The sequence below is a fragment of the Sporosarcina sp. P7 genome (genome assembly GCF_002743425.1).
Classification (GTDB): Bacteria; Bacillota; Bacilli; order Bacillales_A; family Planococcaceae; genus Sporosarcina.
Window position 1 is genome coordinate 51082 of record NZ_PDZF01000007.1, and the last position, 26295, is coordinate 77376.

21 protein-coding genes, 1 other RNA gene and 1 other annotated feature are annotated in these 26295 nt (G+C 43.8%); of the genes, 5 read left to right on the forward strand and 17 right to left on the reverse strand.

Translation table 11 applies throughout. The features are described from left to right. Positions 1 to 99: 99 nt before the first annotated feature. The 10 genes from ssrS to CSV60_RS08565 all read right to left on the reverse strand — a co-directional run bounded on the left by ssrS (position 100) and on the right by CSV60_RS08565 (position 14195). A non-coding RNA gene (gene ssrS, locus CSV60_RS08520) (6S RNA) lies at positions 100 to 280 on the reverse strand. A gap of 76 nt (positions 281 to 356) precedes the next feature. Then, entirely contained in the window at positions 357 to 2126 is a 1770-nt protein-coding gene (gene aspS, locus CSV60_RS08525; RefSeq protein ID WP_099636687.1) for an aspartate--tRNA ligase, read from the reverse strand. A 500-nt stretch (positions 2127 to 2626) separates the two neighbouring features. Beyond that, the gene (hisS, locus tag CSV60_RS08530) at positions 2627 to 3889 is read right to left on the reverse strand and encodes a histidine--tRNA ligase (RefSeq protein ID WP_099636688.1); all 1263 of its coding nucleotides are present in this window, start codon (positions 3887 to 3889) and stop codon (positions 2627 to 2629) included. A 74-nt stretch (positions 3890 to 3963) separates the two neighbouring features. Continuing rightward, positions 3964 to 4182 (reverse strand) — a binding site (T-box leader). Positions 4183 to 4419: 237 nt separating this feature from the next. Then, entirely contained in the window at positions 4420 to 4860 is a 441-nt protein-coding gene (gene dtd, locus CSV60_RS08535; RefSeq protein WP_099636689.1) for a D-aminoacyl-tRNA deacylase, read from the reverse strand. Positions 4861 to 4875: 15 nt separating this feature from the next. Next, positions 4876 to 7074: a RelA/SpoT family protein gene (locus CSV60_RS08540; RefSeq protein ID WP_099629841.1), complete on the reverse strand. Its 2199-nt coding sequence runs from the start codon at positions 7072 to 7074 to the stop codon at positions 4876 to 4878. A 149-nt stretch (positions 7075 to 7223) separates the two neighbouring features. Continuing rightward, a complete protein-coding gene (locus CSV60_RS08545; protein ID WP_099629840.1) occupies positions 7224 to 7736 on the reverse strand; it encodes an adenine phosphoribosyltransferase in 513 nt (170 codons plus the stop codon). Further along, the gene (recJ, locus tag CSV60_RS08550) at positions 7727 to 10072 is read right to left on the reverse strand and encodes a single-stranded-DNA-specific exonuclease RecJ (protein ID WP_099636690.1); all 2346 of its coding nucleotides are present in this window, start codon (positions 10070 to 10072) and stop codon (positions 7727 to 7729) included. Before recJ ends, CSV60_RS08545 begins: the two co-directional genes overlap by 10 nt. A gap of 981 nt (positions 10073 to 11053) precedes the next feature. After that, positions 11054 to 11413, reverse strand: a complete 360-nt coding sequence (locus CSV60_RS08555; RefSeq protein WP_099636691.1) for a LapA family protein — start codon at positions 11411 to 11413, stop codon at positions 11054 to 11056. Positions 11414 to 11485: 72 nt separating this feature from the next. Further along, positions 11486 to 13753, reverse strand: coding sequence for a protein translocase subunit SecDF (secDF, locus tag CSV60_RS08560; protein WP_099629837.1), 2268 nt, complete (start codon positions 13751 to 13753; stop codon positions 11486 to 11488). Positions 13754 to 13883: 130 nt separating this feature from the next. Beyond that, positions 13884 to 14195 carry a post-transcriptional regulator gene (locus CSV60_RS08565; protein ID WP_158232856.1) on the reverse strand — a complete coding sequence of 104 codons (312 nt, stop codon included), beginning with the start codon at positions 14193 to 14195 and terminating at the stop codon, positions 13884 to 13886. A 131-nt stretch (positions 14196 to 14326) separates the two neighbouring features. On the opposite strand from CSV60_RS08565, the gene CSV60_RS08570 reads away from it, so the two are divergent. Beyond that, positions 14327 to 15844, forward strand: coding sequence for a putative polysaccharide biosynthesis protein (locus tag CSV60_RS08570; RefSeq protein ID WP_099629835.1), 1518 nt, complete (start codon positions 14327 to 14329; stop codon positions 15842 to 15844). On the opposite strand, the gene CSV60_RS08575 is transcribed toward CSV60_RS08570, so the two are convergent. The 7 genes from CSV60_RS08575 to CSV60_RS08605 form a co-directional block, all read right to left on the reverse strand. Then, entirely contained in the window at positions 15841 to 16476 is a 636-nt protein-coding gene (locus CSV60_RS08575; protein WP_099636692.1) for a DUF421 domain-containing protein, read from the reverse strand. The two genes, CSV60_RS08570 and CSV60_RS08575, sit on opposite strands and share 4 nt — an antisense overlap. A gap of 108 nt (positions 16477 to 16584) precedes the next feature. Further along, on the reverse strand, positions 16585 to 16848 hold the full coding sequence (gene yajC, locus CSV60_RS08580; protein ID WP_099630010.1) for a preprotein translocase subunit YajC: 264 nt from the start codon (positions 16846 to 16848) through the stop codon (positions 16585 to 16587). Between the two features lie 50 nt (positions 16849 to 16898). Then, positions 16899 to 18038 carry a tRNA guanosine(34) transglycosylase Tgt gene (tgt, locus tag CSV60_RS08585; protein ID WP_099636693.1) on the reverse strand — a complete coding sequence of 380 codons (1140 nt, stop codon included), beginning with the start codon at positions 18036 to 18038 and terminating at the stop codon, positions 16899 to 16901. A 6-nt stretch (positions 18039 to 18044) separates the two neighbouring features. Then, entirely contained in the window at positions 18045 to 19091 is a 1047-nt protein-coding gene (gene queA, locus CSV60_RS08590; protein WP_099636694.1) for a tRNA preQ1(34) S-adenosylmethionine ribosyltransferase-isomerase QueA, read from the reverse strand. An 18-nt stretch (positions 19092 to 19109) separates the two neighbouring features. Continuing rightward, positions 19110 to 20108: a Holliday junction branch migration DNA helicase RuvB gene (gene ruvB, locus CSV60_RS08595; RefSeq protein ID WP_099636695.1), complete on the reverse strand. Its 999-nt coding sequence runs from the start codon at positions 20106 to 20108 to the stop codon at positions 19110 to 19112. Between the two features lie 19 nt (positions 20109 to 20127). Next, positions 20128 to 20733, reverse strand: a complete 606-nt coding sequence (gene ruvA, locus CSV60_RS08600) for a Holliday junction branch migration protein RuvA (protein WP_099629830.1) — start codon at positions 20731 to 20733, stop codon at positions 20128 to 20130. Between the two features lie 483 nt (positions 20734 to 21216). Further along, positions 21217 to 21783 (reverse strand): NADPH-dependent FMN reductase, encoded by a 567-nt coding sequence (locus CSV60_RS08605; protein WP_099629829.1) that lies wholly within the window; start codon positions 21781 to 21783, stop codon positions 21217 to 21219. A 156-nt stretch (positions 21784 to 21939) separates the two neighbouring features. Here CSV60_RS08605 and CSV60_RS08610 point away from each other — a divergent pair, with 156 nt between their 5' ends. The 4 genes from CSV60_RS08610 to CSV60_RS08625 all read left to right on the forward strand — a co-directional run bounded on the left by CSV60_RS08610 (position 21940) and on the right by CSV60_RS08625 (position 26124). Further along, positions 21940 to 22563 (forward strand): hypothetical protein, encoded by a 624-nt coding sequence (locus CSV60_RS08610; protein ID WP_099636696.1) that lies wholly within the window; start codon positions 21940 to 21942, stop codon positions 22561 to 22563. Positions 22564 to 23240: 677 nt separating this feature from the next. Further along, the gene (gene tatA, locus CSV60_RS08615; protein ID WP_099636697.1) at positions 23241 to 23444 is read left to right on the forward strand and encodes a twin-arginine translocase TatA/TatE family subunit; all 204 of its coding nucleotides are present in this window, start codon (positions 23241 to 23243) and stop codon (positions 23442 to 23444) included. A 74-nt stretch (positions 23445 to 23518) separates the two neighbouring features. After that, positions 23519 to 24358, forward strand: coding sequence for a gluconate 2-dehydrogenase subunit 3 family protein (locus tag CSV60_RS08620; RefSeq protein WP_099629826.1), 840 nt, complete (start codon positions 23519 to 23521; stop codon positions 24356 to 24358). Between the two features lie 17 nt (positions 24359 to 24375). Further along, positions 24376 to 26124, forward strand: coding sequence for a GMC family oxidoreductase (locus tag CSV60_RS08625; RefSeq protein WP_099629825.1), 1749 nt, complete (start codon positions 24376 to 24378; stop codon positions 26122 to 26124). Positions 26125 to 26295: the final 171 nt, after the last annotated feature.

Consider the following 26295-nt stretch of genomic DNA (forward strand, 5'->3'; position numbering starts at 1 on the left):
TTTATACTAAAGCAGTCACCTGCTATTACGCAACTACCTACATTTTAGACAGTAAAAAACCTTCTTGCTTATGCAAGAAGGTGAATAGTTGTTAGAAAGTGAAATCCCGACTGTGCCGTCTTTGAATATCGCTTTGAACCCGCTAATAGCAGGTGGGTGTCCTGTATAACCCTTTTGAGGTCCCGATTAAAGGCATGTCATCCAAGCTATAACGTTGAACTCCCGACGATAAGATGTTGGGTCAAAACTAATTTACAAATGACGAACACTTCAGGATTTCTACTAACCTCATCTTATCACACGCTTTTTTATAATTCAATCAATTTGAATAAAGTCTTTAAAAAATAGTTATTTACTCACTTTTTTACGGCTTCAGCGACCACTTTAATCCCAAGTTCTTTCAACTGGGCATCATCCACCGTACTTGGTGCTTCTGTCAATAGATCACTCGCACTAGCTGTTTTAGGGAACGCAATCGTGTCACGTAAGTTTGTAGATCCAGCAAGCAACATCACGATACGATCTAGACCGAACGCAATTCCCCCGTGTGGAGGTGTACCGTATTCAAACGCATCCAACAAGAATCCAAATTGCTCGCGCGCTTGCTCATCCGTAAAGCCAAGTGCTTTGAACATCGCTTCTTGCACATCACGTTGGTAAATACGCAATGACCCGCCACCTAGCTCATATCCGTTCAACACTAAGTCATAAGCTTGTGCCTTCACAGTTTCCGGGCTAGTTTTCAATTCTTCCACGTCAGCCGGCATTGTGAATGGGTGATGCGCTGCGTAGTAACGGCCATCTTCCTCGTCGTATTCAAATAACGGCCAATCCGTTACCCATAGGAAGTTATACTGAGACTGGTCAATCAGGTCTAATTCTTTTCCAAGTTTTAGACGTAATGCACCGAGTGAATCGGCTACAACGGATTTTTTATCTGCTCCGAATAAGAATAAATCTCCAGGTTCTCCGTCGCCAGCTGCTTTAAGTGCTTCGCCGATTTCTCCGTCGAAGAATTTCGCAATCGGACCATTGAAGCCGTCTTCCGTCACTTTCAGCCATGCCATTCCTTTCGCGCCATACACTTTTGCAAACTCGCCAAGTGCATCAATATCTTTACGTGAATACTTATCTGCCGCACCTTTAACGTTGATCAACTTCACCTGTCCGCCCGCTTCAACTGCGCCAGCGAATACTTTGAATGAAGAGTCTTTGACGATTTCCGATACATCCGTCAATTCCATTCCGAAACGAGTGTCTGGCTTATCTGAACCGAAACGCCCCATTGCTTCATCATATGGAATACGTTTAAACGGAGTTTCAACATCCACTTGTTTAACATCTTTCATTACTTTCTTGATCAAGCGTTCGTTAAGTTCCAAAATTTCTTCGATTGACATAAAACTCATTTCCATATCAATTTGCGTGAATTCCGGTTGACGGTCAGCACGTAAATCTTCATCACGGAAACAACGAGCGATTTGGTAGTAACGGTCGAATCCAGATACCATCAATAATTGCTTAAACAACTGTGGTGACTGTGGCAAAGCGTAGAATTCACCTTCGTGAACACGGCTTGGCACTAAATAGTCACGTGCGCCTTCAGGCGTCGATTTCGTTAGAATCGGTGTTTCTACTTCCATGAATCCTTCGTCATCCAAGAAGTTACGTACGGTTTTTGTAATGTCTGAACGCATTTTAAACACTTTTGCAAGCTCAGGGCGACGCAAGTCTAAGTAGCGATACTTCAGTCGTGTTTCTTCGCCTACATCCGTTTCGTCTTCGATTGTAAATGGCGGATTTTTCGCTTCGTTAATGACTTTCACTTCTACCACTTGTACTTCAATTGCACCCGTTGCAATGTTTTTGTTCTTTGTACGCTCTTCACGTTCGATGACGAGACCTGTTACTTCGATGACGTATTCGTTACGCAATGTTTCAGCGATTTCGAGTGCTTCTTTTGAGATGTCCGGGTTGAAGACCGTTTGGACGATGCCTGCACGGTCGCGGACGTCGATGAAGATGAGCCCGCCTAGGTCACGGCGCTTCTGCACCCAGCCTTTGAGCGTGACTTCTTCTCCGATTTGTAGTTCCGATAAGTTCCCACAATAATGTGTGCGTTGCATAGTGACTACACTACCCTTCTGATGTATGAGTTTGTTTTTTGTTTTTATTTAATGTAAGAATAAGTAGAAAGTAAAATTAGTGTTGTGGTTGGGGATTTCCGTTCCGAGCGGACGCTTTCCTGCGGGCATGGCTTGAGCCTCCTCGTCCGCTTCGCTACCTGCGGGGTCTCAAGGCTCATGCTATTCCCGCGGGAGTCGCCGCTCTGCACTCCAATCCCAAATTAGAACAATGAAATACGTTGTAACTGTACTTGAATTTGATTTTGTAATTGTATTATAAAAAAGTACAAGAACAGTAAAAGAATTCGCTTATTGACTTTAGTAACATTTTCTACTACCTAAAGTCTTTTTGCAGGATTGGAGCGTAAGAGGGGCGACTCCCGGAGGATCAGCCCGACAGGTGAGACAACCAAAGGAAGCGTAGCGACCTGGTTGGCTCACCGCGGGCCCTCGGGAAAGCGTCCCCTCTGGAGCGCAAATCCCACACCCTATCTATGCACTTACTTCTTCAATTCCCCAATCAATTCTTCAACCGTAACTTTTTTCTGATCGCCGTCCGCCATGTTTTTCAGCTGGACGACGTGTTCGTTCACTTCGTCTTCGCCTATGACGATGACGTGGTTTGCTTTCAAGCGGTCAGCGGATTTCATTTGGGCCTTCATCTTGCGGCCCATGTAATCCATCTCGCTGCGTAAACCGTTCTCGCGTAGATTGCCGAGAATCTCGAAGCCTTTTTCTCGTGCTGCGTCGCCAAGAGTTACGATGTAGACATCGAGTGAAGGTTCGTCTGTAAAGGACTTTTCTTCCGCTTCCAGTGCGAGTAAAAGCCGCTCGATGCTGAGAGCGAAGCCGATACCTGGTGCTGCCGGGCCACCGATTTCTTCAGCAAGTCCATTGTAACGTCCGCCCCCACAAAGTGTGGTGATTGCACCGAAGCCTTTAGACGTACTCATGATTTCGAAAGCGGTGTGGTTATAGTAATCCAGTCCACGCACAAGATTCGGATCGTATTCGTACTCGATACCTGCAATATCCAAGTAATTCTTTACTTTCTCAAAGTACGCGCTTGACTCTTCATTGAGATAATCAGCAAGTGAAGGTGCTGTTTTCATCAATGGGTGTTCTCTATCCACTTTACAATCCAGAATTCGCAATGGATTCTTCTCGAGACGGTTTTGGCAGTCCGAACAGAATTCCCCAATATTTGGGCTGAAGTGTGCAATCAACGCTTCGCGGTGTGCATCGCGTGATTCTTTGTCGCCAAGTGAATTCAATACGAGTTTGATATCAGAAAGACCCGTTTTCTTATAAATGTTCATTGCCAACTCGATTACCTCTGCATCAATGGCTGGATCATCACTGCCGATTGCCTCTACGCCGAACTGGACGAATTGACGGTAACGGCCAGCTTGTTGACGCTCATAGCGGAACATCGGACCCGTGTAGTATAGCTTCACAGGCTGATCAGCGTAGCCAAACATTTTGTGTTCGACGAATGAACGCACAACAGGCGCTGTGCCTTCCGGGCGCAATGTCATTGAGCGATCTCCTCGATCGGTGAATGTGTACATTTCTTTTTGCACGATATCTGTCGTGTCGCCGACCGTGCGCTGAAATAATTCCGTTTGTTCGAAAATTGGTGTGCGGATTTCCTTGTAGTTGTAGACATCACAAATCGAACGAGCAATCTTTTCAACGCGCTGCCACTTCCAGGAAACGTCAGGAAGAATATCCTGTGTACCGCGGGGAACTTTAAAATTCATTAGTAAAACTCCTTTCGATGATCTGATAATGGGTGAACATTCCGAGAACACAAAAAAGCTCCCATCCCTAATAAAACAGGGACGAGAGCTTGTAGCTTCCGCGGTTCCACCCAAATTGACACACAAGTGCCCACTCGAATCCGGATAACGGCCGGTTCCGTCCACGCCTACTAATTTCAGCATGAATCCTCCGTGGTGTTGTTCGCTTTACGGTTCTGTCAGGGAATTTCAGCCAAGTTCCCCGTTCTCTTTCCAGCCTATAGTAAAGGTATTTTCCACATCATTGGTGTATGAATTAATTCGATTACTATCTATGTTAGTCGTAACCACTACTACTGTCAACTTCTTTGGCGAATTATATATATTGGTTGGAATTGGAAAGTACTCATACAAAACCTATATCCGCTCTATAGATATCCATAAGCGCTCTATGAAACGTCCCGAACGCTCTATCGCACCTGTTATCCGCTCATACATCCGCGTTCCGTGCTCAATCAAGCCCCGCAACTGCTCATACACTCTACTCTCACTTACCTAGACTCAATCATCAGCGTCACGGGACCATCATTCGTCAACTGCACGTCCATCATCGCACCAAACTGTCCTGTTTCAACGTGAAGTCCGAGACCGCGCAACTGTTCATTGAAGTATTCCCACAAAGGTTCTGCTACATCGGTTTTCGCCGCCTCAATAAAGCTTGGACGACGCCCTTTTTGAACGTTGCCATACAAAGTAAACTGGGAAACAGACAGAACCGCGCCATCTACTTCTGTGATTGAACGATTCAATTTCCCTTCGTCGTCTTCATAGATCCGCAAGCCGACGATTTTATTGGCAAGATAGTTGGCATCTTGTTCGGTATCGTCATGCGTGATGCCGACGAGCAACACATAGCCAGTTGAAATCGAGCCTGTAATGTCCCCACCAACTGTTACGGAAGCGTCTTTCGCACGCTGTAATAAAACTCGCATGTTCACACCTCCTATTTAGTTCATGACCCGTTCTACGGAATAAACGTCTTTGATTTGTTTAATCTTATCCACGGTGCGTTGCAAATGCGCGATGTTTTGGATCTTAATCGACATATGGATATGCGCGATATCATCCTTATCCGCTTTGCCACTCACTGCGATAATTGGCGTATTCATATCGGCGACGACCATCATCACTTCGTTGAGCAAACCTTGTCTATCGAATGCGGAAATTTCAATATCCACTTGGAATTCTTTGCGAACTTGATCGTCTGGCAATGCCCATTGGACCTCTATGATACGTTCTTGCTGTCCTTGCTCAGACAATACGTTCGGACAATCGGTACGGTGCACGGAAACGCCACGGCCACGTGTAATGAAACCGACGATTTCATCGCCTGGTACCGGGTTACAGCACTTCGAAATACGGATCAGCATATTGTCGATGTCTTTGACGATTACGCCGGATTCCGTCTGTTTCTCTGGTTTTGGCGTTTGAATGTCCGAGACGATTTTATCAATCGTTTCTTTTTGCACGCGTTCCTTGCGCATTCGCTCAGCTAGGCGATTGACTACTTGTTGCGCGGTAATGCCACCGGATCCGACTGCAGCATATAGATCTTCTTCAGAAGTAAAACTGAATTTATCAATGGTACGCTGCATATTTTCTTTACTTAACGCTTCTTTTATATCATACTCTTCATCTTTCAGTTCCTTCTGAATCATCTCGCTACCTTTGTCGATGTTCTCATCACGCAATTGCTTCTTAAAATATTGGCGAATTTTATTTTTCGCTTGCGATGTATGGGCCAATTTCAACCAGTCACGACTTGGACCAAACGACTGTTTAGAAGTCAGAATCTCTACAATATCACCTGTCGACAATGATGAATCGAGCGGTACGATTTTACCATTCACTTTCGCCCCGGTCGTCCGGTTTCCAATTTCGGAGTGCACGCGATAGGCAAAGTCAATCGGAACCGACCCTTGTGGCAATTCGACAACATCCCCGTCCGGTGTAAATACATACACCATGTCCGAAAATAAGTCGAACTTCAGTGACTCCATAAATTCTTGAGCATTGGACGATTCATTTTGAATTTCTAGAATTTCACGGAACCACGTCAATTTCGAATCAATATCACTCGCCAGTTTCGCGACTTGTTTACCTTCTTTATATGCCCAGTGCGCTGCCACACCAAATTCTGAAATCCGGTGCATCTCTTCTGTCCGAATTTGTACTTCGAGTGGATCTCCTGCAGGTCCGACAACTGTTGTATGGATGGATTGATACAAATTTTGCTTTGGCATGGCGATATAGTCCTTGAATCTTCCCGGCATTGGCTTCCATAGTGTATGGATGATTCCAAGCGCCGCATAGCAGTCTTTAATGCTTTTCACGACAATACGTACCGCCAGTAGATCATAAATTTCATTGAATTCTTTCTTCTGGATAACCATCTTTTGATAAATAGAATACAAATGCTTCGGTCTGCCATGAATTTCTGCGGCGATACCCATTTCGTCCAGTTCGACGCGCATCTGATTCATGACGTCTTTCAAATACTGTTCGCGTTCCGTCCGCTTTTGCTTCATCAGATTCACGATACGATAATATTGTTGCGGATTGGAATAGCGCAACGCAATATCTTCGAGTTCCCATTTGATCGTGGAAATTCCGAGGCGATGTGCAAGTGGTGAGAAGATCTCCAATGTTTCTTCCGACACTCGACGTTGTTTCGCTGCCGGAACATGCTTCAATGTCCGCATATTATGCAGACGGTCCGCAAGTTTAATCAAAATGACACGGATATCCTGTGCCATCGCGATAAACATTTTGCGATGATTTTCCGCTTGTTTTTCTTCATTGGACTTAAATTTTAACTTATCGAGCTTCGTTACACCGTCAACAAGCATCGCGACTTCATCACCGAATTCACGAATAATGTCTTCGCGGCTTATTTCGGTATCCTCTACCACATCATGCAAGAAGCCCGCTGCGACCGTTTCCGGATCCATTTGAAGACCCGCTAAAATTCCCGCGACTTGAATCGGATGGTTGATATACGGTTCACCTGAAGTCCTAAACTGTCCTTCATGTGACTTTTCAGCCATTTCATATGCCCGTCTAATGAAGTCGACGTGTTCTTCGTTCATATATTTGGCGACCAGGTCGTATATGTCTTGCTCTGTCAGGTCTTGATTTTTCGCCATCGACTTACCCCTTTCATCCTATTCCGTAAATATTTAGAAAATATTTTTTAGTAGTATATGTATATTATCACCTATATGTAAAGCGAATCAAACCCAGTGCCTATATTTATATAACAAGAATCCTCCGCATTAAGCGAAGGATTCCCCTATCAGTACGTAATTAACGCCTTGATGTTTTCATTCGTCAATTTTTTTCGGCCGTTCAAGTACGATAGTTCGATCAAGAATGCACAGCCTGCTACTACACCGCCAAGTTTCTCAATCAATTCGACTGTTGCACCGACCGTACCGCCAGTTGCAAGTAAATCGTCGACAATAAGCACACGTTGACCTGGTTTGATAGCATCTTTGTGAATCGTTAACTCATCTTGTCCATACTCTAAGTCATAAAAGACGGAGATGGTTTCACGTGGTAATTTGCCAGGCTTACGAACCGGTGCAAAACCGATTTCAAGCGCATAGGCAACAGGACAACCGATGATGAAACCGCGTGCTTCTGGTCCCACGATGATATCTACGTCCAATCCCTTCGCATACTCGACAATTTGGTCTGTCGCATACTTATATGCTTCTCCGTTATCCATGATCGTCGTGATGTCTTTAAAGCTCACACCCGGTTTCGGATAATCGTCTACAGTCGTTACAAACTTTTTTAAGTCCACAATTTTTCCTCCTCAACAGCTTTCGTCTCACGCAAAGAGTCAAATACATTCTTTAAGTCCTGATATGGAGCATAAAGCAATAACTCTTCTAGTTTGATCTGCTGTTGGCGTTTTTTATAAGATGGCGCTTCTGCCAAATCTCGTTTGCCGGCAGAAGTAAGCATCGTCACCTTACCATTCTCTAGTGTAACAAATTCTAGTTCATAAAACACTTTTGTCATAAACTTTATCACATCTTTTTTCCAACCTTTATGTTTGGAAAGCATATCGATTTGATTGTATATATCAAATGTCTCACGTTTCTTCAAAAAGCTGTAATACCAACCAAATTGTTGGCGATCTGGTATTTTTTCGAAGTACATCGAATCATGCACATGCAGATGAAGATACACTCGGTCAGCAAGCGTTGCGCCCATCACTTGCTTCAACTGTTCTTCTGCCTGAGGCATATCGAGCAATACGATAGCAGAAGATGGATGAAGGGTATCGCGTCCAACTAAAGCAATCGAAATGTCTTTAAAGAACGGAGTAAAATGTTGGATGGCTTCTTCACTGAACGCAATAAATTGGGCTTGATCCGGAATCATCGGTAACCATCTAGCAGGCTCTCGGATTCCACGGTAATCGAATAACTGCCACTCGTCACACTTCACATCTTCGACAAGTAGCTGTGCTTTCTTATTACCGTTCCATTCATTAATCTGTAAATCACCTGTCAAACTCAGCTTACTTTGCGGTGCCATTTCGTCAGCCAGTGCCCCCGCACCGAAATATATTGCATCTAGCCGCTCATTACGATCGCCCATTTCAAGCTTTAAATGATCTTTCGCTGAACCGATTTTACGGACAGAGATCGTGTCAAGCTGTTCCAATAAGAAAACAGGTTTCGGGAATCCCATTCCGAACGGCCGGATTTTCTCGAGCGCTTCGATAGAGGCAATATCTATTTCATCCAATGCTAGTGGTACATCGATGGATAAAATAGGTTGTAAATCCTCTTTCCTCAATACTTCTTTCGCCTGCTCATTTAAATTCGAACGCAATAATTCGACGTCTTCTATTTTCAATGACAAGCCAGCAGCCATCGCGTGACCTCCGAAGTGTGGCAAAACCGATGCATTTTTCGAAAGTTCCTTATACAAATCAAAGCCCTCAATACTGCGAGCGGAACCTTTCGCCATTCCCGTTTCACGATCGAGCGACAAAATGATCGAAGGACGGTAGTATTTCTCCGTCAGTCTCGATGACACGATGCCCACGACACCTGGATTCCAGCCTTCACCTTCTATGACTAGCACGTGAGGCACATGATCGCCATAACGAACTTCCACTTGCTCTTGCGCTTCCTTTGCAATTTCTTTCACTAATTGTTGCCGTTCTTTATTCAAATCATTCAATTCTTCCGCAATTCCCAATGCTTGCTGCTCATCTTCCGCCTTTAATAAATCAACCGCTGGATCAGCATCACCAAGTCTGCCCGGTGCATTTAGGCGGGGACCGATCGTAAAACCGATCGTTTCTTCCGATAAAGCATTCTGCTCATGACCGCTCACTTGCATCAACGCCTTAATGCCAGGACGTTGTGTTCGGCGTAATCTGCGGATTCCTTCTTTCACCATATACCGATTTTCATCTTCTAACGGTACCAAGTCCGCGATCGTACCGATAGCTACGAATTCCAACAAGTCTAGCGGTGGCTCTCCTAGTAAGGCAGAAGCTAGTTTGAACGCCACACCTACACCCGCGAGTTCCCCGAATGGATAATTGCCTTCCGGATGACGCGGGTGAATAACCGCATCCGCATCAGGTAGGACATCGCCCATTTCATGGTGGTCCGTCACGATAATCGTCATTCCAAGCGACTTCGCGAATGCAACTTGCTCAATGCCTGAAATTCCGTTATCTACTGTGATCAGAACTTCTGTGCCTTCTGTATGTAGTTGTGCAAAGAAGTCGCTGTTTGGTCCGTAACCGTGTTCAAAACGGTTCGGGATGGCAAAGTTCACTTTTGCACCGAGACGTTCGAGCGCTGTCATGAGCACCGTGACGCTTGTTACGCCGTCCGCGTCATAATCTCCAAATATTGTAAGTTGCTGTTGTGTATCGATAGCATGCTGGATGCGATCGACGGCTTTTTGCATGTCATGTAATAAATAAGGATCATGCAAGTTGGACTCGTCCATATACAAGTACGCGTTTGCTTGTTCGCTTGTGGTAATTCCGCGTGCGACAAGTATTTTCGTCAGCATCGTAGAAAGCTTCAAGTCCTTTGCTAGCAGCTTGACGAGTTCTTCATCTGGCCGATCGATTTGCCATCTTTTTTTTGATTGTATCAATGCTTTCACATCCTCTGTTCTTATTATAGCTAATGTGGGTGGAGACTAAAAGGAAACGGGATGGAAAGATGGGGAGTAAGAACAGGATAGCATCGTTTTCCTCCTATAAGATCTGCAGAGGTAGTGATATAAAGAGTGAGAGATAGCAGTTAGCGTCATAGGCATAGTAGGCTGTTGCTCGAGTGGGCTTGGATTTGCGAATTTGAGAGTGCTGTAGTTGTACTTGCGCTACTGAGTGGTCATGATGTAGATTGTGGTTCTAGCAAAATAAGAAATTTTGTATATTACCCAACAGAGAAATCCTTATGGCAGAGCGACTACGCGGATGCCGGTCTTGCTCACTTTTTGTTGGGGACGTGGCTCGACTGATTATCTGGCACTAAAATTAGCGAGCGTTCACTTTCTAGACTCGCGCAGGCACGTGGGGGATTGCCTCCAGCCCTGAGCCAGCTGGCGATAGAGCTGCCAGTTGTCTCAGGGCCACGGCCTACCCCGCAGTTGTGCCTGCGCTACTGCGGGGTAATGATATAAGTTGCGGTTCTAACAGAAATAAAAACAGCGACATTGTGATACCTATCACTTATTTCTTGCGAGTGAAGTGTATGAACTGTCCTACACACAATCTAACGAAGGCGCCTGCTGTGGTAGGTGAAGCAAGGAGACAACCAGGCGCAATTCCTGTCTCGCTCCTTGCGAAAGCCATCCACCAGCGTCATAGTGGGGACAATGAACGCCCCGCCTCCATTGCCAGCAAAATCACAACCCAGCTCCGCTTATTACGCACTCCTAACAGAAACATAATCCAACAAGCACTTAAGCACTTAATCGATAAAAAACAACTACCAGCACTGCCCTACACACTTTCCAACGAAGGCCATCGCCCTGCCACTTCTTACTTCCCAACTAAAAGCACATTAAAAGAAACAACAGCAAAAAAGCCACAACAAGTCGCCAATCGCGACCTACTGCGGCAACACCTATTCAATACAACTCTCGCGGCGGAACAATCTCCGCCTCAACTAACGGTGGCTCCATCAACGCGTCGATTCGGTCCTCCATCTCCTGCATCTGCCTTCGCTGCGCAGTCAACTCCTTCTCCTTCAATTGCAACTGTTTCTCCAATTCCTTAACACGTCGTCCATTTCGGTAGGACTTATAAATAGCAAAGAAACCACTAATAATCACACCAAGCAACGCTGACCCAAGAATAATCAACACCAGCGGAATCATCTCCGTGCCAAAGAAATAATTAACTGGAACAGATTCTACATTAAAAACAGCAAATAATGCAATGAACACAGCAAATAACAAACCGACTAAAACCGTCCACTGAAATTTCATATTGATCGTTCCTCCATTCAAAAAAGCAGGATATACCGAAGTATACCCTGCTTTGAATATGGTTCAAACGTATTACACAACCGGTTCGTCTGAGCCCCATTGTTTTTTCTCTTTTTCTACTTTTATTCCACCATTCTTCAAAATTTGCTTTCTCTTTAAATCAAACCAAAGTTGTGCAGAGATGAAGATGGAAGAATACGTACCTGCAAGTAAACCGATCAATAATGCGATGGAGAACGGTCGAATCGATTCTGCACCAAGTGCCATTAATGCCACTACAACGAAGACTACTGTCAGAACTGTGTTTACTGAACGGCCAAGCGTCTGTCGCAATGATTTATTGACAATCGTTGCCAATTCTTTCTCTTCGCTAATATGCTTCGAGCGATTCAAGTTCTCACGTATTCTGTCAAAGGTGACGATCGTATCGTTAATGGAGTAACCGACAATCGTCAGTACCGCCGCAATGAATGTGATGTCTACTTCGAGTCGCAAGATACTAAAGACGGCAATCATGAAGAACGCGTCATGTAGTAAACCAATAATCGCCGCTAGACCCATGCGCCATTCAAAACGTAACGCTACATAGATGATGATCCCAAGAGCCGCAAATGCCAGTGCATAAATCGCATTACGCACGAGCTCTTTACCTACTTTATTGGAAACTGTTGAAACGTTCGGCTCTGAACCAAATGTTTCAGATAACTCTTTTTTGATCTTATTGACTTCTTCTTGTGTGAAGTCTTCTTTATATCGTGCAACCGCAATGTTCTTTGCATCGCCCGAAATGACGACGTCAGACGTTGGGTGGCCGATGTCTTCAAGAAGATTCGTTACTTCCGTCTCATCTAGCTGTTGTTCAGCAAGTATTTCCACACGTGTACCACCAGCAAAGTCGATCCCCAAGTTGAGCTTAAAGACACCGAGCATGATCGCACCGACAATTAATAGGATAATAGAGAGTGTATAGAAACGTTTTCTTGAATGAACGAAATCGAAACGGTCGAATTTGGTTGTGAGATCAAGTGTCTCATAGCCTTCATCTGCCGAATGAAGATGTTTTTTGTTCAATCCGAACCAGCCAACTTTATTGTCGAGGTATCCACTGTGAACGAGTAGTCCGAGCAATAGACGCGATCCCCAAACCGCTGTCAGGAAACTGACCAAGATACTAATGATGAGCATCGTTGCGAACCCTTTAACAGAGCTTGTCCCGAAAACGAACAATACGACTGCCGCAAGAATTGTCGTGACGTTCGCATCGAGTATTGCGGCGAACGAAGACTTCGCTCCGGCTGTGAAGGACGTTTTAACTGATCTTCCGACACGTAATTCTTCTTTGATCCGCTCATAGGTAATGATATTGGCATCGACTGCCATACCGACCCCAAGCATTAATGCTGCGATACCAGGGAGCGTCAACACCCCATTGATCAATGTAAACACTAGCAAAATCAAAAAGATATAAACAGACAAAGTGACAACTGCCACAATCCCTGGCAAACGGTAATAGAGTACCATAAAGATAAAGATTAAGCTGATACCGACAATTCCAGCAAATATCGTTTTATCCAACGCTTGTTCACCGAATTGCGCACCAACAGAAGTCGAGTAAATTTCCTCTAAATGAACAGGTAATGCACCTGCGTTCAAAATACCAGCCAAGTTTTTCGTCTCTTCAATAGTGAAGTTTCCTGAAATTTCGACATTTGAAGAGTTGATTGTGCTAGAAACATACGGAGCCGAAATAAATGCGGGTTCTGGTTTTGCAGCTTCTTCAGCAAAGGAGTTTTCACCTTCAATGAAGTCCATCCAAATAACTAGCACGTTGTTTGGCTTCATGGCCGCAATTTCAGATGTAACTTCTCCAAATTTATTTGGATCTTTCATTTCCAATGTAACAACAGGATTGTTATTTTCATCGAAATTGGCTTTTGCTTTACCTGCTTTCAAATCATTACCGTCTAGCATCAATTTGTCATCCGCATTACGGAAGGAAAGATTGGCTTGAGTGGATAATAATTCGCGGGCAGTTTTCTGATCTTCTACCCCAGCAAGCTGAACTCGGATTCGGTTGTTTGATTCGATTTGAATGCTTGGTTCATTTACACCGAGCACGTCAATACGATTCGTCAATGCACGGGCCGTATCGGCAACCGTCGACTCCGTAATCTTTTGTCCTTCTTTCAATGGTTCCACTTGGTAAAGAACTTCGAAACCACCCTGCAAGTCAAGACCAAGCTTGACATCTTTTAAAATCGGACTCGTCGTGGAAAATATCGTTGATGCCAAAATGACGATAAGCAGCAAAAACGCGACGATCCTTCCTCTGTTTTTCATATTTCCTTTTCCCCCTCATATACTAGAGCGGCATAGCACCTGTTATGTACTTTCTTCTCTCATTGTACAACATACCAATTATGAAACAGTAGGTTGTCCGTGTCAAATACTTCATGATAAGAATTGCAAATCAATCCATTTTTTTGGGCGAAAATAACACAGACCATTCTTCTTCACTCAATTCCAAAACGTCTTCACTGTTCCGTTGAGCCTCTGTTTGCGTATGGGTCATGAACTGTGCCGCAGTAATTGCCAAAACATCTGAAATCATTTCATACGAACGCATTGCAGAAACTTCTTTTTTCCGCCACTTCTTCTCCACTAAATATTTTAGTAAATCTTCTTCCGTAATCTCCGAGTAGCCATAAAACGTCAATTCTTGCTTTTTGCTTTCTAGTGCAGGGAGCAACTGTCTGTATAAATCTGTCAACTGTTGATCCAATGCCACTTCCCCCCTCGTGAATAGTTCCGGAATAAAGTTAATTATATCACATACACTTAACTATATTTGGGTTTTGCACAAGCATTCGTATTATATCCGAAAACGTGGCAAATCAGAAGGAGTGGTGTAGGGTGTCATCATTTATTCGGGGGACGATCTTTTTGATGGCGGCCGTGTTTTTATCAAAATTACTCGGCTTCGTCTATCGAATTCAATTTATGCGGGTTGCAGGAGAAGAAACCGTCGGGATCTATATGACCGCATATCCGGCGTTCGTCTTTTTCCTTTCCTTAGTACAGCTTGGCGTACCCATTGCGATTGCGAAGGTCATAGCGGAAATAAAAGCGCAAGGTGGTACGGTACAATTACGACAAGTTATGAGAACCGCCACATTTATCACCATTTTATCCGGTGCAGTCTTCATTCCCGCATGTATTCTGTTCATTCCTTTTCTAGCCGAGACTTTACTTGGTAACAGTGCGACTTCCACTGCGTTATATGTAGCCCTCGCCATCGTACCTATCGCTTCACTTGGTGGTTTAATCAGAGGATATTTCCAGGGGATTTCCCGTATTGAAGAAACTGCCTGGGCACAAGTCATCGAACAAATCTTCCGGATTTTATTGATCACATGGATGCTTCCGTACATTCTAGCTCCTAACGATCCGATGATGAATGCAGCGTATGCTATGGCGGTGACATTCCTCGCTGAAGTCGTATCGGTACTTTATCTTCTGTACAAATACCGTCAGCAGCAAAAGAAAGAACCGAAGCCACAAAAAAAAGAACCGCGTTATCCGATGGAGCCCATTCTTGAAGTGGCACTTCCATCGTCAGGCAGTCGTCTATTTGGGACGTTCACATGGTTCCTTGAGCCTATTATCTTTTTACGCGCTCTCTCTATGGCAGGCGTCGGAACAGTAGCCGCAACATCCTTGTACGGAGTAATTTCCGGGGTACTTATTCCGCTTTTATTGTTTCCCGCATTCATTCCGTATGCATTATCTGTCGTGCTCGTTCCAGCGGTCAGTGGCGCAGCCGCTTCTAGTAACGTCAAAAAGTTGCAAGAACGTATTCATTTAGCATTGCGTTTATCCGCCTTAACGGGCGCATTTGCGGCTACAGTTTTTTATATGCATGGGCAAGCACTTGCTGAAAAACTGTTCCACATTGTAGATGGCGGCAGCTATATGACATTGCTTGCACCGATCTTCTTCTTTTATTATATACAAAGTCCACTTTACTCGATTTTACAAGCGACGGGCGATGCGAAAGCCGGTATGATGAACTCGGTTTACGGGGGGATTGCAAAACTTGCGGTAATGTTCATCTTGGCATCGCAACCAGGACTTCAAGAAACTGGCGCAGTTCTCGCAATTGGTTTCGGTGTACTCGTTACATCTTTCCTGCATATTGCCACACTCCGTCAAAACAAATCGACTGCCACTGGATTTTCGATGTTCGCGATGACCTATATCGTATTCTTGCTAACCGTCATCATCCGCCCGATTTTCATTCCTGTCGGTTCGCATCATCTATTTATCGAATGCTCCATTACGTCGGGCATCCTGTTCGCTTTATTATTGCTGACAAGACAAATCAAAACACAGGACTTTGTCATGCTACGAAATTTAGTTAAACGCTATTAATCACGTTTCAATTGTACTCTTATTTGCCCTTGTTCATAGGAGCAATAGAAAATCCTACTCAAATCGGTGATATTTCTTGCATGCAACTCTTGCAACAGCCATTCTTCCGTCTTGCCGATCAACTCCAGGTGTTCGGGCTGAATTTCACCGTCGAGCACGATTCCGACAATCGGCAAGTCACCGTCTTTTGTGAATACAGATAAATTTCCGGAAGATTCGAGATACGCAAACGTTACATTGTGAATCGAACCGACTTGATTTTCGCGTAATTGTTGAAACAAGTCATCAAGATTATAACGTTGTTTACGCATCTCTTCTTCTTGAATTACCCCATGTCGAATAATCAGGGAAGGATCGCCATCGACTAGATCTCGAAACTTTTTACTTTTTAAAGAAATCATCGACGAAATATATTGAATGATCAGCAATAGAAGTATAGGCAGGACCCCTTTGATAATCGGTTTATCGGGAGATTCCACAATCATCGCAGCTACTTCCGCCATGATAATGAAGACGACGATATCGATAACGCCCAATTCACCGACTTCTCGTTTCCCCATAATACGCAATGTTACAAGAAGAAAAACATATAAAAATACCGTACGTAATCCGATGATGAGTAACTCGTGCACAGTCTATCTGCCTCCTTCACACTTAGTGTGCCGGCAGATCTTTTTTCTATACGTACACAAACAAAAAAGCGGCAATCTATGGATATACCACTAGATAACCGCTTTTACTTATGACGCTGTTACAACTCTGCCTACTGCTTGCTTGTCAAAACGCAAAACTGTAGTGTCAGATACACGCAAGAAAACAGAAGTCTCATCTACTGCATCCACAGTTCCGTGAATACCACCGATTGTCACTACTTCGTCTCCACGTTTTAAACTAGTTTGCATCTCTTTCGCTGCCTTTTGTCTCTTTTGAGCAGGACGAATGAGTAAAAACCACATAATAGCTACCATGATTACTAGTGTAAAAATACCACCGTATTGTTCCATCATTATACATTTTCCCCCTTCCTGATGCATCATTTTTTATTATACAAGATTTAAAAGTTTTTTGCATTCGGTTTGTTAAAGCCGTATTGCTCAAAAAACTCTTCACGGAAATCACCGAGGCGATCTTCACGTATAGCCTGGCGTACTTGCTCCATTAAATTCAGCAAAAAGTGCAAGTTATGGTAGGACGTTAAACGTATGCCAAATGTTTCACCCGCACGAATTAAATGACGAATATATGCCCGACTATAGTTTTTGCACGCATAACAATCACAGTTCGGATCAAGCGGACCAAAATCTCTTTCGTACTTTGCGTTTTTGACAACTACGCGACCTTCACTTGTCATCAACGTACCGTTACGTGCGATACGCGTCGGCAAGACACAGTCAAACATATCGATTCCACGCATTGCGCCGTCGATCAACGAGTCCGGTGATCCAACACCCATCAAATAACGAGGCTTATCTTGCGGAAGAAGAGGTGTCGTGAAATCCAGCACATTATTCATAATATCTTTTGGCTCTCCGACAGACAATCCACCGATTGCATAGCCTGGGAAATCCATGGATACTAAATCACGTGCACTTTGCTTACGTAGGTCTTCAAACTCGCCGCCTTGTACGATACCGAATAATCCTTGATTATGAGGACGTCCGTGTGCTTCTAGGCAACGCTCTGCCCACCGTGACGTACGCTCGACACTTGCTTTCATATACTCATGCGTCGCGGGGAATGGAGGACATTCGTCAAACGCCATCATAATATCGGCTCCAAGATCATTTTGGATTTCCATCGCTTTTTCCGGACTTAAAAACAGCTTATCTCCATTGATATGATTCCGGAAATGAACGCCTTCTTCTTTAATATCACGGAATTTACTAAGTGAAAACACTTGGAAGCCACCGGAATCCGTCAAAATCGGACGATCCCAGTTCATGAACTTATGTAGTCCGCCCGCTTCTTTGACGATTTCATTACCTGGACGTAGCCATAAATGATACGTATTACTTAAAATAATGCCTGCACCCATTGCTTTCAATTCTTCCGGAGCCATCGTTTTGACCGTAGCTTGTGTTCCGACTGGCATAAAAGCAGGTGTTTCAAATGAACCGTGTGGCGTATGAACAATTCCAAGTCGCGCACCCGTTTGTTTACATGTTTTGATATGTTCGTACGTAATAGCTGCCAATTAATCTCATTCCTTTCTTGTAGCAGGGCGGATGAACATCGCGTCCCCAAAACTGAAAAAGCGATACTGCTCTTTCACTGCTTGTTCATATGCATTCATCACATGATCGCGTCCGGCAAATGCCGACAACAGCATCAATAACGTAGATTTAGGTAAGTGGAAATTCGTCACCAACCCGTCAATCGCTTTAAACTCATACCCAGGATAAATAAAAATCGAAGTCCAGCCACTTGCTGCGACTACTTCTCCATTATTCTCCGAAGCAATTGTCTCAAGCGTCCGAGTAGACGTCGTACCCACCGCCACTACGCTGCCACCACTAGCTTTTGTCTTTCGAACCAGTGCCGCCGTTTCTTCCGTCATCACATAATATTCCGCATGCATCGTATGGTCTTCAATGGAATCCACACTAACGGGACGGAATGTACCCAGTCCGACATGCAATGTAATGAAAGCGATTTGAACACCTTTTTCACGCAATGCATCTAAGATTTCATCCGTGAAATGCAAACCTGCTGTAGGTGCTGCTGCAGAGCCGCGCTCTTTTGCAAAAACCGTTTGATAACGCGTCTGATCTTCCAGCGTCTCAGTAATATAAGGCGGCAACGGCATCTGTCCGAGCTGATCGAGTAGCTCATAGAAAATACCGTCATAACTAAATTTGAACTCGCGCCCACCTTGTTCACCGAGTGCTGTACATTCAGCCTGCAACAAGCCGTCACCAAACGTCACGACCGTCCCCACTTTTATACGTTTTGAAGGTTTGACCAACGTTTCCCAGCGGTCATCCCCTGTTTCTTTTAACAATAACACTTCAATCGTCGCACCGGTTTCTTCTTTCGTACCGATCAAGCGTGCCGGCAATACTTTTGTATCATTCAACACTAGCAAATCCCCTGATTCCAGTTCATCCACTAAATCACGGAAATGCTTATGTGTCACGCTACCGTTATCGCGTCCCATGACAAGTAAACGGCTCGCTGTGCGATCCAAAAGCGGGGTTTGAGCTATTAACTGTTCTGGTAAATCAAAATCAAAGTCTTCTACTTCCATCATGCTAACTCCTATCTGTCATTCAGGAAGCGGATAGCCGAAATGCTCGTAAGCCTTTTCCGTCGCCATCCGCCCCCTTGATGTACGTTGAATAAATCCCATTTGTAATAAATATGGCTCATAAACGTCTTCGATCGTTACGGACTCTTCGCCAATACTCGCAGCGAGTGTATCGATACCAACTGGACCGCCACGGAACCGTTCGATCATGCTATGGAGCAACTGATGGTCGATTTGATCGAGTCCATGGTGATCCACTTGCAACATATCAAGCGCTTCTTGTGCAATCGAAAGCGTAATGACTCCATTGCCACGCACTTGTGCGTAATCGCGCACTCTTCGCAGTAGACGATTGGCAATGCGCGGAGTTCCACGAGAGCGTTTTGCCAGTTCCACAGCTGCCTGTGGATCGATGTGCACGTCAAACAAATTCGCACTTCGAATCACGATCTCAGTCAATGATTCCACTTCATAATACTCTAGTCTAAGCGGTACACCGAAGCGGTCACGTAACGGTGCAGACAATGCCCCTGCACGCGTCGTTGCGCCAATTAATGTAAACGGCGGCAAATCCAGTCGCACAGAACGCGCTGTCGGACCTTTCCCAACCATGATGTCTAGACAAAAATCTTCCATCGCTGGATACAACACTTCTTCAATGGCCCGGTTCAGCCGGTGAATTTCATCGATAAACAACACGTCACCCGGCTCCAATGAAGATACCACTGCCGCCAAGTCACCCGGACGTTCAATTGCAGGGCCACTCGTCATGCGGACATTGACACCCATTTCATTGCCGATGACCGTAGCGAGCGTTGTCTTTCCAAGCCCAGGAGGACCATATAGCAACACATGATCCAAACATTCTTCCCGTTTTTTTGCCGCCTCGATAAAGATGGATAAGTTATCTTTCGCCTGCTGCTGACCGATATATTGTTGCAATAATTGCGGGCGTAATGATTGTTCAAAGCCTTCATCAAAATCCGTCACTTCATTCGTCAGTATGCGGTCATCCATTGGAACCACCTCCATCGTATTAGCCTTGTTTCAATAGTAATTTTAATGCCAGTCGCATATAGCCTTCTGTATCGAGTTCTTCTTTCTCGAGTTTAGGCTTCACTTTCTTCAGTTCACGATCAGAATAACCAAGTGCAGTCAACGCAAGCATCGCTTCATCGAGCTCATCACTTTCAGCAAGTGTCAATAGCGTGTCTTCGGAATCCGGCAAATCAATTTCCGTAAATAGATCATGAAGTTTGCCTTTTAAATCCAAAATCATCTGACGCGCTGTCTTCTTGCCGACACCCGGAAATTGCACGAGGAACGCTTCATCTTCACGCTCAATCGCACTCACTACTTGAGAAGGCAAGCCGTTCGCAAGAATTGCGAGCGCGCCTTTAGGACCGATTCCCGAAACGGTAATCAGTTTACGGAACAGTTCACGTTGTTCTAGCGTCTTGAAGCCGATCAATAACTGCGTATCTTCACGCACATGCAAATACGTGAACACTTGCTGCACCTCGTCGGTTATGTGGAACGCAAATGGATTCGGCGTCATAACTTGCCAACCGATTCCCGATTGCTCCAGCACAACATATTCCGGTGTCACGCGTGTTACATGGCCTTTTATGTAATCGTACAAATTATTCTCCCCCTAAAGTATACCTGCTATTATAGCATACGAACGGGTTTTCTACCTGTTCAACCTCTAGAAATTTGCATAAATAAAATAGGAATGTACTTTCACTAATTTACGTTCAACAGCGCATACTTTGGAGTGGTGACGGAACTTGTGTGTGTGATGGGATGGAAGCTCCAGTTGGGGACGCTACCCTCACTTCGTTCAGTCCAGGGTCTCGGACTCACGCTGATCCACCAGGAAGAGCCGTAACGAAGAACGGCTTTTGCGAGTAAAAGCGAAGCGTTAGGAGCATATCTTTGCACTAGCGAACAGTTGGCTCACCGCGTGTCCTCTAGGATAGCGTCCCCTCCGAAGCACCAATCCCTCCCCTTAGTCCTCTGCCAGCCTTTTGTTTTCTTATCGCATACTATTTCGCGCCAAAAAAGAGCTGTCACCAGTCGTCATTTAAAATAATGACGACTTGGACAGCTCCATTCATCCTACTCATGCGTGAGCGATTGCTTGTTGTTTCTTATGGAATGCGATGAAATTCTGTACGACCGTATCGAGGAACGCGATCGTGGCTTCATCCGTAATATTTCCTTCTTCATCCATTTTTGTATGAACAGCACCGATATATACTTCATTACCTGGCAATAAGTTTGGCGCTAGTGCTGGGTTAGAAAGAATTTCGCGTAAGTGGATCTGTGCTCTCACTGAACCGAAAACTCCCATTGATGACCCAACAATAAAGCCTGTTTTGCCGTGTAATGTAAAGTCGCCGCCACGTGACAACCAATCCAATGCGTTTTTCATTGCGCCTGGAATAGAGAAGTTATATTCTGGTGTCGCGAACATCACTGCATCTGAATCTTTCACGTCATCTTTGAATGTTTGTACGGCTACAGTTGGTTCGCTTTCAATATCAATAGAGAACATTTCTAAATCGTTGATGAGAACCGGTGTAATTTCCAATTCCTCTTTATAACGCTCAGCCATGAATTTCACTAATTTTAAATTGTATGACGTGGAACTTGTACTTCCGATTACCGCTTTGACTTTAATTGTCATGATGAAAATCTCCCTTGTGTTTAATCTCTGCAGGCTTTATCATAGCGCTTGCTTATTTTTATTTCTAATAATTTGCTTAGCTGTTGAAACCTTGATCACCATGTAAACGTATACATATAAAGAAGTGCCACACCTCATCTTAAAGGAGGAAGCTCTATGCGAAAAACTATTTACGTAAACTTTGCTCTGTCGCTGCTACTAGTCGGTTGCAATTCAGAAACCAAAAAACCTACTCATGAAGTGAAGCCATCCGATGAAACCGTGATCGAAGAAATAGCTGATGTTCCTACATCATTGCCAAAACGTGAACCGACGAAGGATGTTGTACTATCTGTCGAAGGTGAAGACTCCACTATCACCATGAACCTCGTCGAAGGTAGCGGTGCACTGTATTCGTTATATATCGATCCCGAGCGTTATACGTTTGAGAACGGTGAGAAAGAAGATAAACTCACCCCGATTGCCAAGACGCCTACTGATTATCCTGAGGTACATATGACATTTCTATACCTCGAAGATCAAACTCCAGAAAATGTAAAGGAAGATGTGAAACAAGAATACCGGATGCCGCTTGAAGAAAAGACTATTTCCGCACCGGTACACGCCCTTTCATTGCACGGTACTGCAGGAGAAAAATCCGATAGCGAAGTCGTGACGATCTATATAATAGAAGTTAAGGGAGGCATATTGCTTATTAAAGAGAACTATTTCCTTGAAGCACAAGAAGGCCATGGTGCACGATTCGAACAGATGTTGGAGACATTAGAAGTATGTAAATAGCAAAAAGTAACCAAAAGAATTACTTGACCTCTTTAATTGATTCGTACACATGCAAGCCACTACCTAATACGTCTTCATTCGCTGTGGAATGAAGACGTATTAGGTAGTTTAGTTGACAGCAAAATGAATTCGCTTGGACCTATACTATTCATCCAGTCAACTTCGCAAACCGCTAGGATCTACCAACTCCAAATCCTCTTCTACATAGACTATTCCCCTCTTTGAATTAGCTACGTTTTCTTCTTTTCTATGTCCTATCGCCATTCTATATTTGTATTAAATCTAGTAAAAGCGTCAATTGAATGAAAGAAGTACTATTTTATATGGCAACCATTCATCACATGTGACACCTATCATTTTCCCACTATTTGGTTTTTTCATTAATTTATCTTAGATTTACAATTAGGCAAGATATGTCATTCGCCAACTTTAAAGCTGCCGTTACTTCTACTTCTATGAGTATCTCAAGGTATTCATAGTAAATTAATTATGCAGACTATTTCATGTATTCATACAATGAAGATACGTAAAATGCTTTGTAAAATTACTTTGCATTTTTTGTCGAATAACACTATCATATATGAGGGCCAGAATTCCTTTACGAATTTAGCAAACTAGCCAGAGCTCTACCCATACATTATAAATATGTAAAACTACTATTAAAGGGAGGGAGTTAGATGAGTTTGGCGTCCATCGGTGTACCAGGATTAATAATCATATTAGTAATTATCTTAATTTTATTCGGACCGCGAAAATTGCCGGAAATTGGTTCCGCTGTCGGGAAAACCTTAGCAGAATTTAAAAAGGCAACAAATGACATTTTAGAAGAAGACGACAAAGACAAGAAAAATGAATTGGAAAAGTCTGAGTCAATAAAGTAAGTAGACGGTGCGATTACACTTGCCTCGGCAAATGTCGCCACATTTAATGACAAATGTGAAGGAGGAACTAAACGATGACCAATAATAAAAATTCCAATCAAGATACTCAAGATTTAAGTCGAAGAAAGTTTTTGAAGAGTGGCGGTCTTGTCGCTGGTGGACTTTTAGGCGGCTCTCTCTTTGGTGGCTTGCTAACAAATCAGTTCCAAAAAGGAACGAAGGATGAAGCGACACCACAAGCAGACAAACCAGTCTCGTTTGATGCACGTACGTTTTTCAGTCGAAATGAAGACTTTGCGTTGCTATCTGCTGCAACTGAAAGAATCTATCCAGAGAATAAAAATGGAATGGGTGCAATTGAACTAGGTGTGCCGTACTTCATTGACCGTCAATGTGCGAGCAACTGGGGAAGAAATGCGGATGATTATATGCACGGTCCTTTCCCAACGGTCATAAAAACTGACGGATATCAAGAAGAAAAACGACAAAATAACGAAGTCATCACATCGTCTTCCGTCGTGAAAGTACCTGCTGGAACGGCTAACTATCAAACTAAAATGACAAGAGGCACATTTTTCCTTGAAGGGCTTACCGCTATGGAGAAAACTTCACAAGATAAATTTGGTGATCGTTTTGTCAATCTTGAACCTGAACAGCAAGATGAAATTTTACACATGTTTGAAAAAGGTGAAGTAAAGTTCAGTGGAGTAGATTCCTCAGACTTCTTTAGATTGTTGCGTCAAACAACTATCGAAGGCGTCTATGCAGATCCTGTTTACGGTGGAAATCGTAATATGGAAGCTTGGAGGATGAAAGAATACCCTGGGCCAATCATGAGCTTTTTAGATAAAATTGAAGAAGAAGAGTTTATTGTAATGGAGCCTTCAAGTTTACGTAACTACCAAGGGCTTTAATTGAGGAGGACGCATAAATGGCTAAAAAATTAGAAAAAGTAGACGTTGTAGTCGTTGGTAGTGGTTGGGCTGGCGGTATCGTTTCAGCTGAACTTTCCAAAGCAGGCTATCAAGTCGTAATGTTGGAACGTGGTAAAGATCAAACACGTTCAGATTTTATAGGTGTTAAAGACGAACTACGTTATTCAAATAGATATGAAATGATTGAAAAATTAACTGGCGATACGATTACGTCTCGTGTTTCGATAGGTGATGCTGCATTACCTGTACGCTTGCAAAAAGACATGAATACGGGGACGGATCTTGGAGGCGGAAGTATGCACTGGGCAGGTTCCGTATACCGCTGGCGTTCTTATGACTTCGAAATTCGTTCAAAAACCATTGAACGTTATGGAGAAGGTAAAATTCCAGAAGGGATGCAAATCCGTGACTGGGGAATTACGTATGATGAACTAGAGCCGTATTATGCTAAATGGGAACAAACCGCTGGGATTTCAGGAGAACCAGATCCACTTGGCGACAAGAGATCAAACGAGTATCCAAACCCACCAATGTTAGCTTCACCTGCGATTAAACTATTTAAAGAATCGGCAAAAGAACTCGGCTTACACCCGTATCAAATGGCTTCTGGAAACATGTCGCAAACTTATACGAATCCTGACGGTGAAACATTGAACCAATGTATGTTCTGTTCATTCTGTACGATGTACGGCTGTGACTTCGGTTCAAAATCGGATCCTCTTGCAACCGTTATTCCGACTGCTCGGAAAACAGGTAACTGTGAAATCAGAACCAATTCACTTGTCCGAAGAGTTATACATAAAGATGGTAAAGCGACGGGCGTTTTATATACGGATACAAGAACTGGTCAAGAATTCGAACAACCAGCTGATGTTGTCGTTCTTGCGGCATTCACATTCTCAAATAACCGCTTACTGATGTTATCGGATATCGGTGAAATCTATAACCCTGAGACTAGAAAAGGAACGATTGGCCGTAACTTTACGGGTCAATTCAACAGTACTTTCCTAGGGGCTACAGGATTCTTTAACGAGAAAAAATTCAACTACTACATGGGTGCTGGTGGATTAGGTGGCGCTTTAAGCGATTATGACGCTGACCTATTTGACCACACTAATTTAGACTTCATTCACGGTGGCGGAATCGAACTTCGACAATACGGAGATGCGGCAATTAAGAATAACTTTGTTCCTAAAGGCACACCAACATGGGGTGAAGAATTTAAAGAGAAATCACTCTTCTATGCTTTCCGCACATTAACGGTGTGGTACTCGGCAGCAGTTATGCCTTGGTGGCACAACTATATGGACTTAGACCCTACTTATAAAGATGAGTTCGGAGATCCATTATTACGTATTACAAACAAACTAACAGACCAAGATAAGAACATTGCGAAATTCGGTATCGAAAAATGTGCTGAAATCGTTGAAGCAATGGGTGCGGATATTATTGATAAGGACGAATTACCAGACCAATTTGACCACTCTTACTTCGGTATGCACTATATTGGCGGCGTAGCTATGGGTGAAGATCCAGAGACGTCTGCGGTAAATAACTACTTGCAACTGTGGGAAATGGAAAACTTATTCGTCGTTGGCGGATCTGCTCTACCTCACTTTAGTAGTCATCACCCTACACCAACAATCGGTGCGCTTGCATACCGTGCAGCTGAAGGTATTGATAAATACTTAAAAGAAAACGGCGGTCTCTTAACGCAACCAAAAGCATCTAGCGTCAAAGCATAATAGCTACAACACAACCCCTCACTTGGCAGTATGAAAGTGAGGGGTTATTTTTTTCGAATCCACTGCACATTCATCTGCCGGTCCATTCAGAAGCAATTAACTCGGGCGATAATGAATCCCATTGTCCTTGTGAATAACAAAAAGCCCGTCAACAACTTTACTTACAAGTTG

Coding starts and splice junctions, on each gene's coding strand:
- yajC (WP_099630010.1), bottom strand. CDS start 16,848: ATGGAACAATACGGTGGTATTTTTACACTAGTAATCATGGTAGCTATT.
- secDF (WP_099629837.1), bottom strand. CDS start 13,753: ATGAAAAACAGAGGAAGGATCGTCGCGTTTTTGCTGCTTATCGTCATT.
- queA (WP_099636694.1), bottom strand. CDS start 19,091: ATGGAAGTAGAAGACTTTGATTTTGATTTACCAGAACAGTTAATAGCT.
- ruvB (WP_099636695.1), bottom strand. CDS start 20,108: ATGGATGACCGCATACTGACGAATGAAGTGACGGATTTTGATGAAGGC.
- dtd (WP_099636689.1), bottom strand. CDS start 4,860: ATGCGAGTTTTATTACAGCGTGCGAAAGACGCTTCCGTAACAGTTGGT.
- CSV60_RS08625 (WP_099629825.1), top strand. CDS start 24,376: ATGGCTAAAAAATTAGAAAAAGTAGACGTTGTAGTCGTTGGTAGTGGT.
- CSV60_RS08620 (WP_099629826.1), top strand. CDS start 23,519: ATGACCAATAATAAAAATTCCAATCAAGATACTCAAGATTTAAGTCGA.
- CSV60_RS08540 (WP_099629841.1), bottom strand. CDS start 7,074: ATGGCGAAAAATCAAGACCTGACAGAGCAAGACATATACGACCTGGTC.
- aspS (WP_099636687.1), bottom strand. CDS start 2,126: ATGCAACGCACACATTATTGTGGGAACTTATCGGAACTACAAATCGGA.
- tatA (WP_099636697.1), top strand. CDS start 23,241: ATGAGTTTGGCGTCCATCGGTGTACCAGGATTAATAATCATATTAGTA.
- hisS (WP_099636688.1), bottom strand. CDS start 3,889: ATGAATTTTAAAGTTCCCCGCGGTACACAGGATATTCTTCCTGACGTT.
- CSV60_RS08605 (WP_099629829.1), bottom strand. CDS start 21,783: ATGACAATTAAAGTCAAAGCGGTAATCGGAAGTACAAGTTCCACGTCA.
- CSV60_RS08555 (WP_099636691.1), bottom strand. CDS start 11,413: ATGAAATTTCAGTGGACGGTTTTAGTCGGTTTGTTATTTGCTGTGTTC.
- CSV60_RS08610 (WP_099636696.1), top strand. CDS start 21,940: ATGCGAAAAACTATTTACGTAAACTTTGCTCTGTCGCTGCTACTAGTC.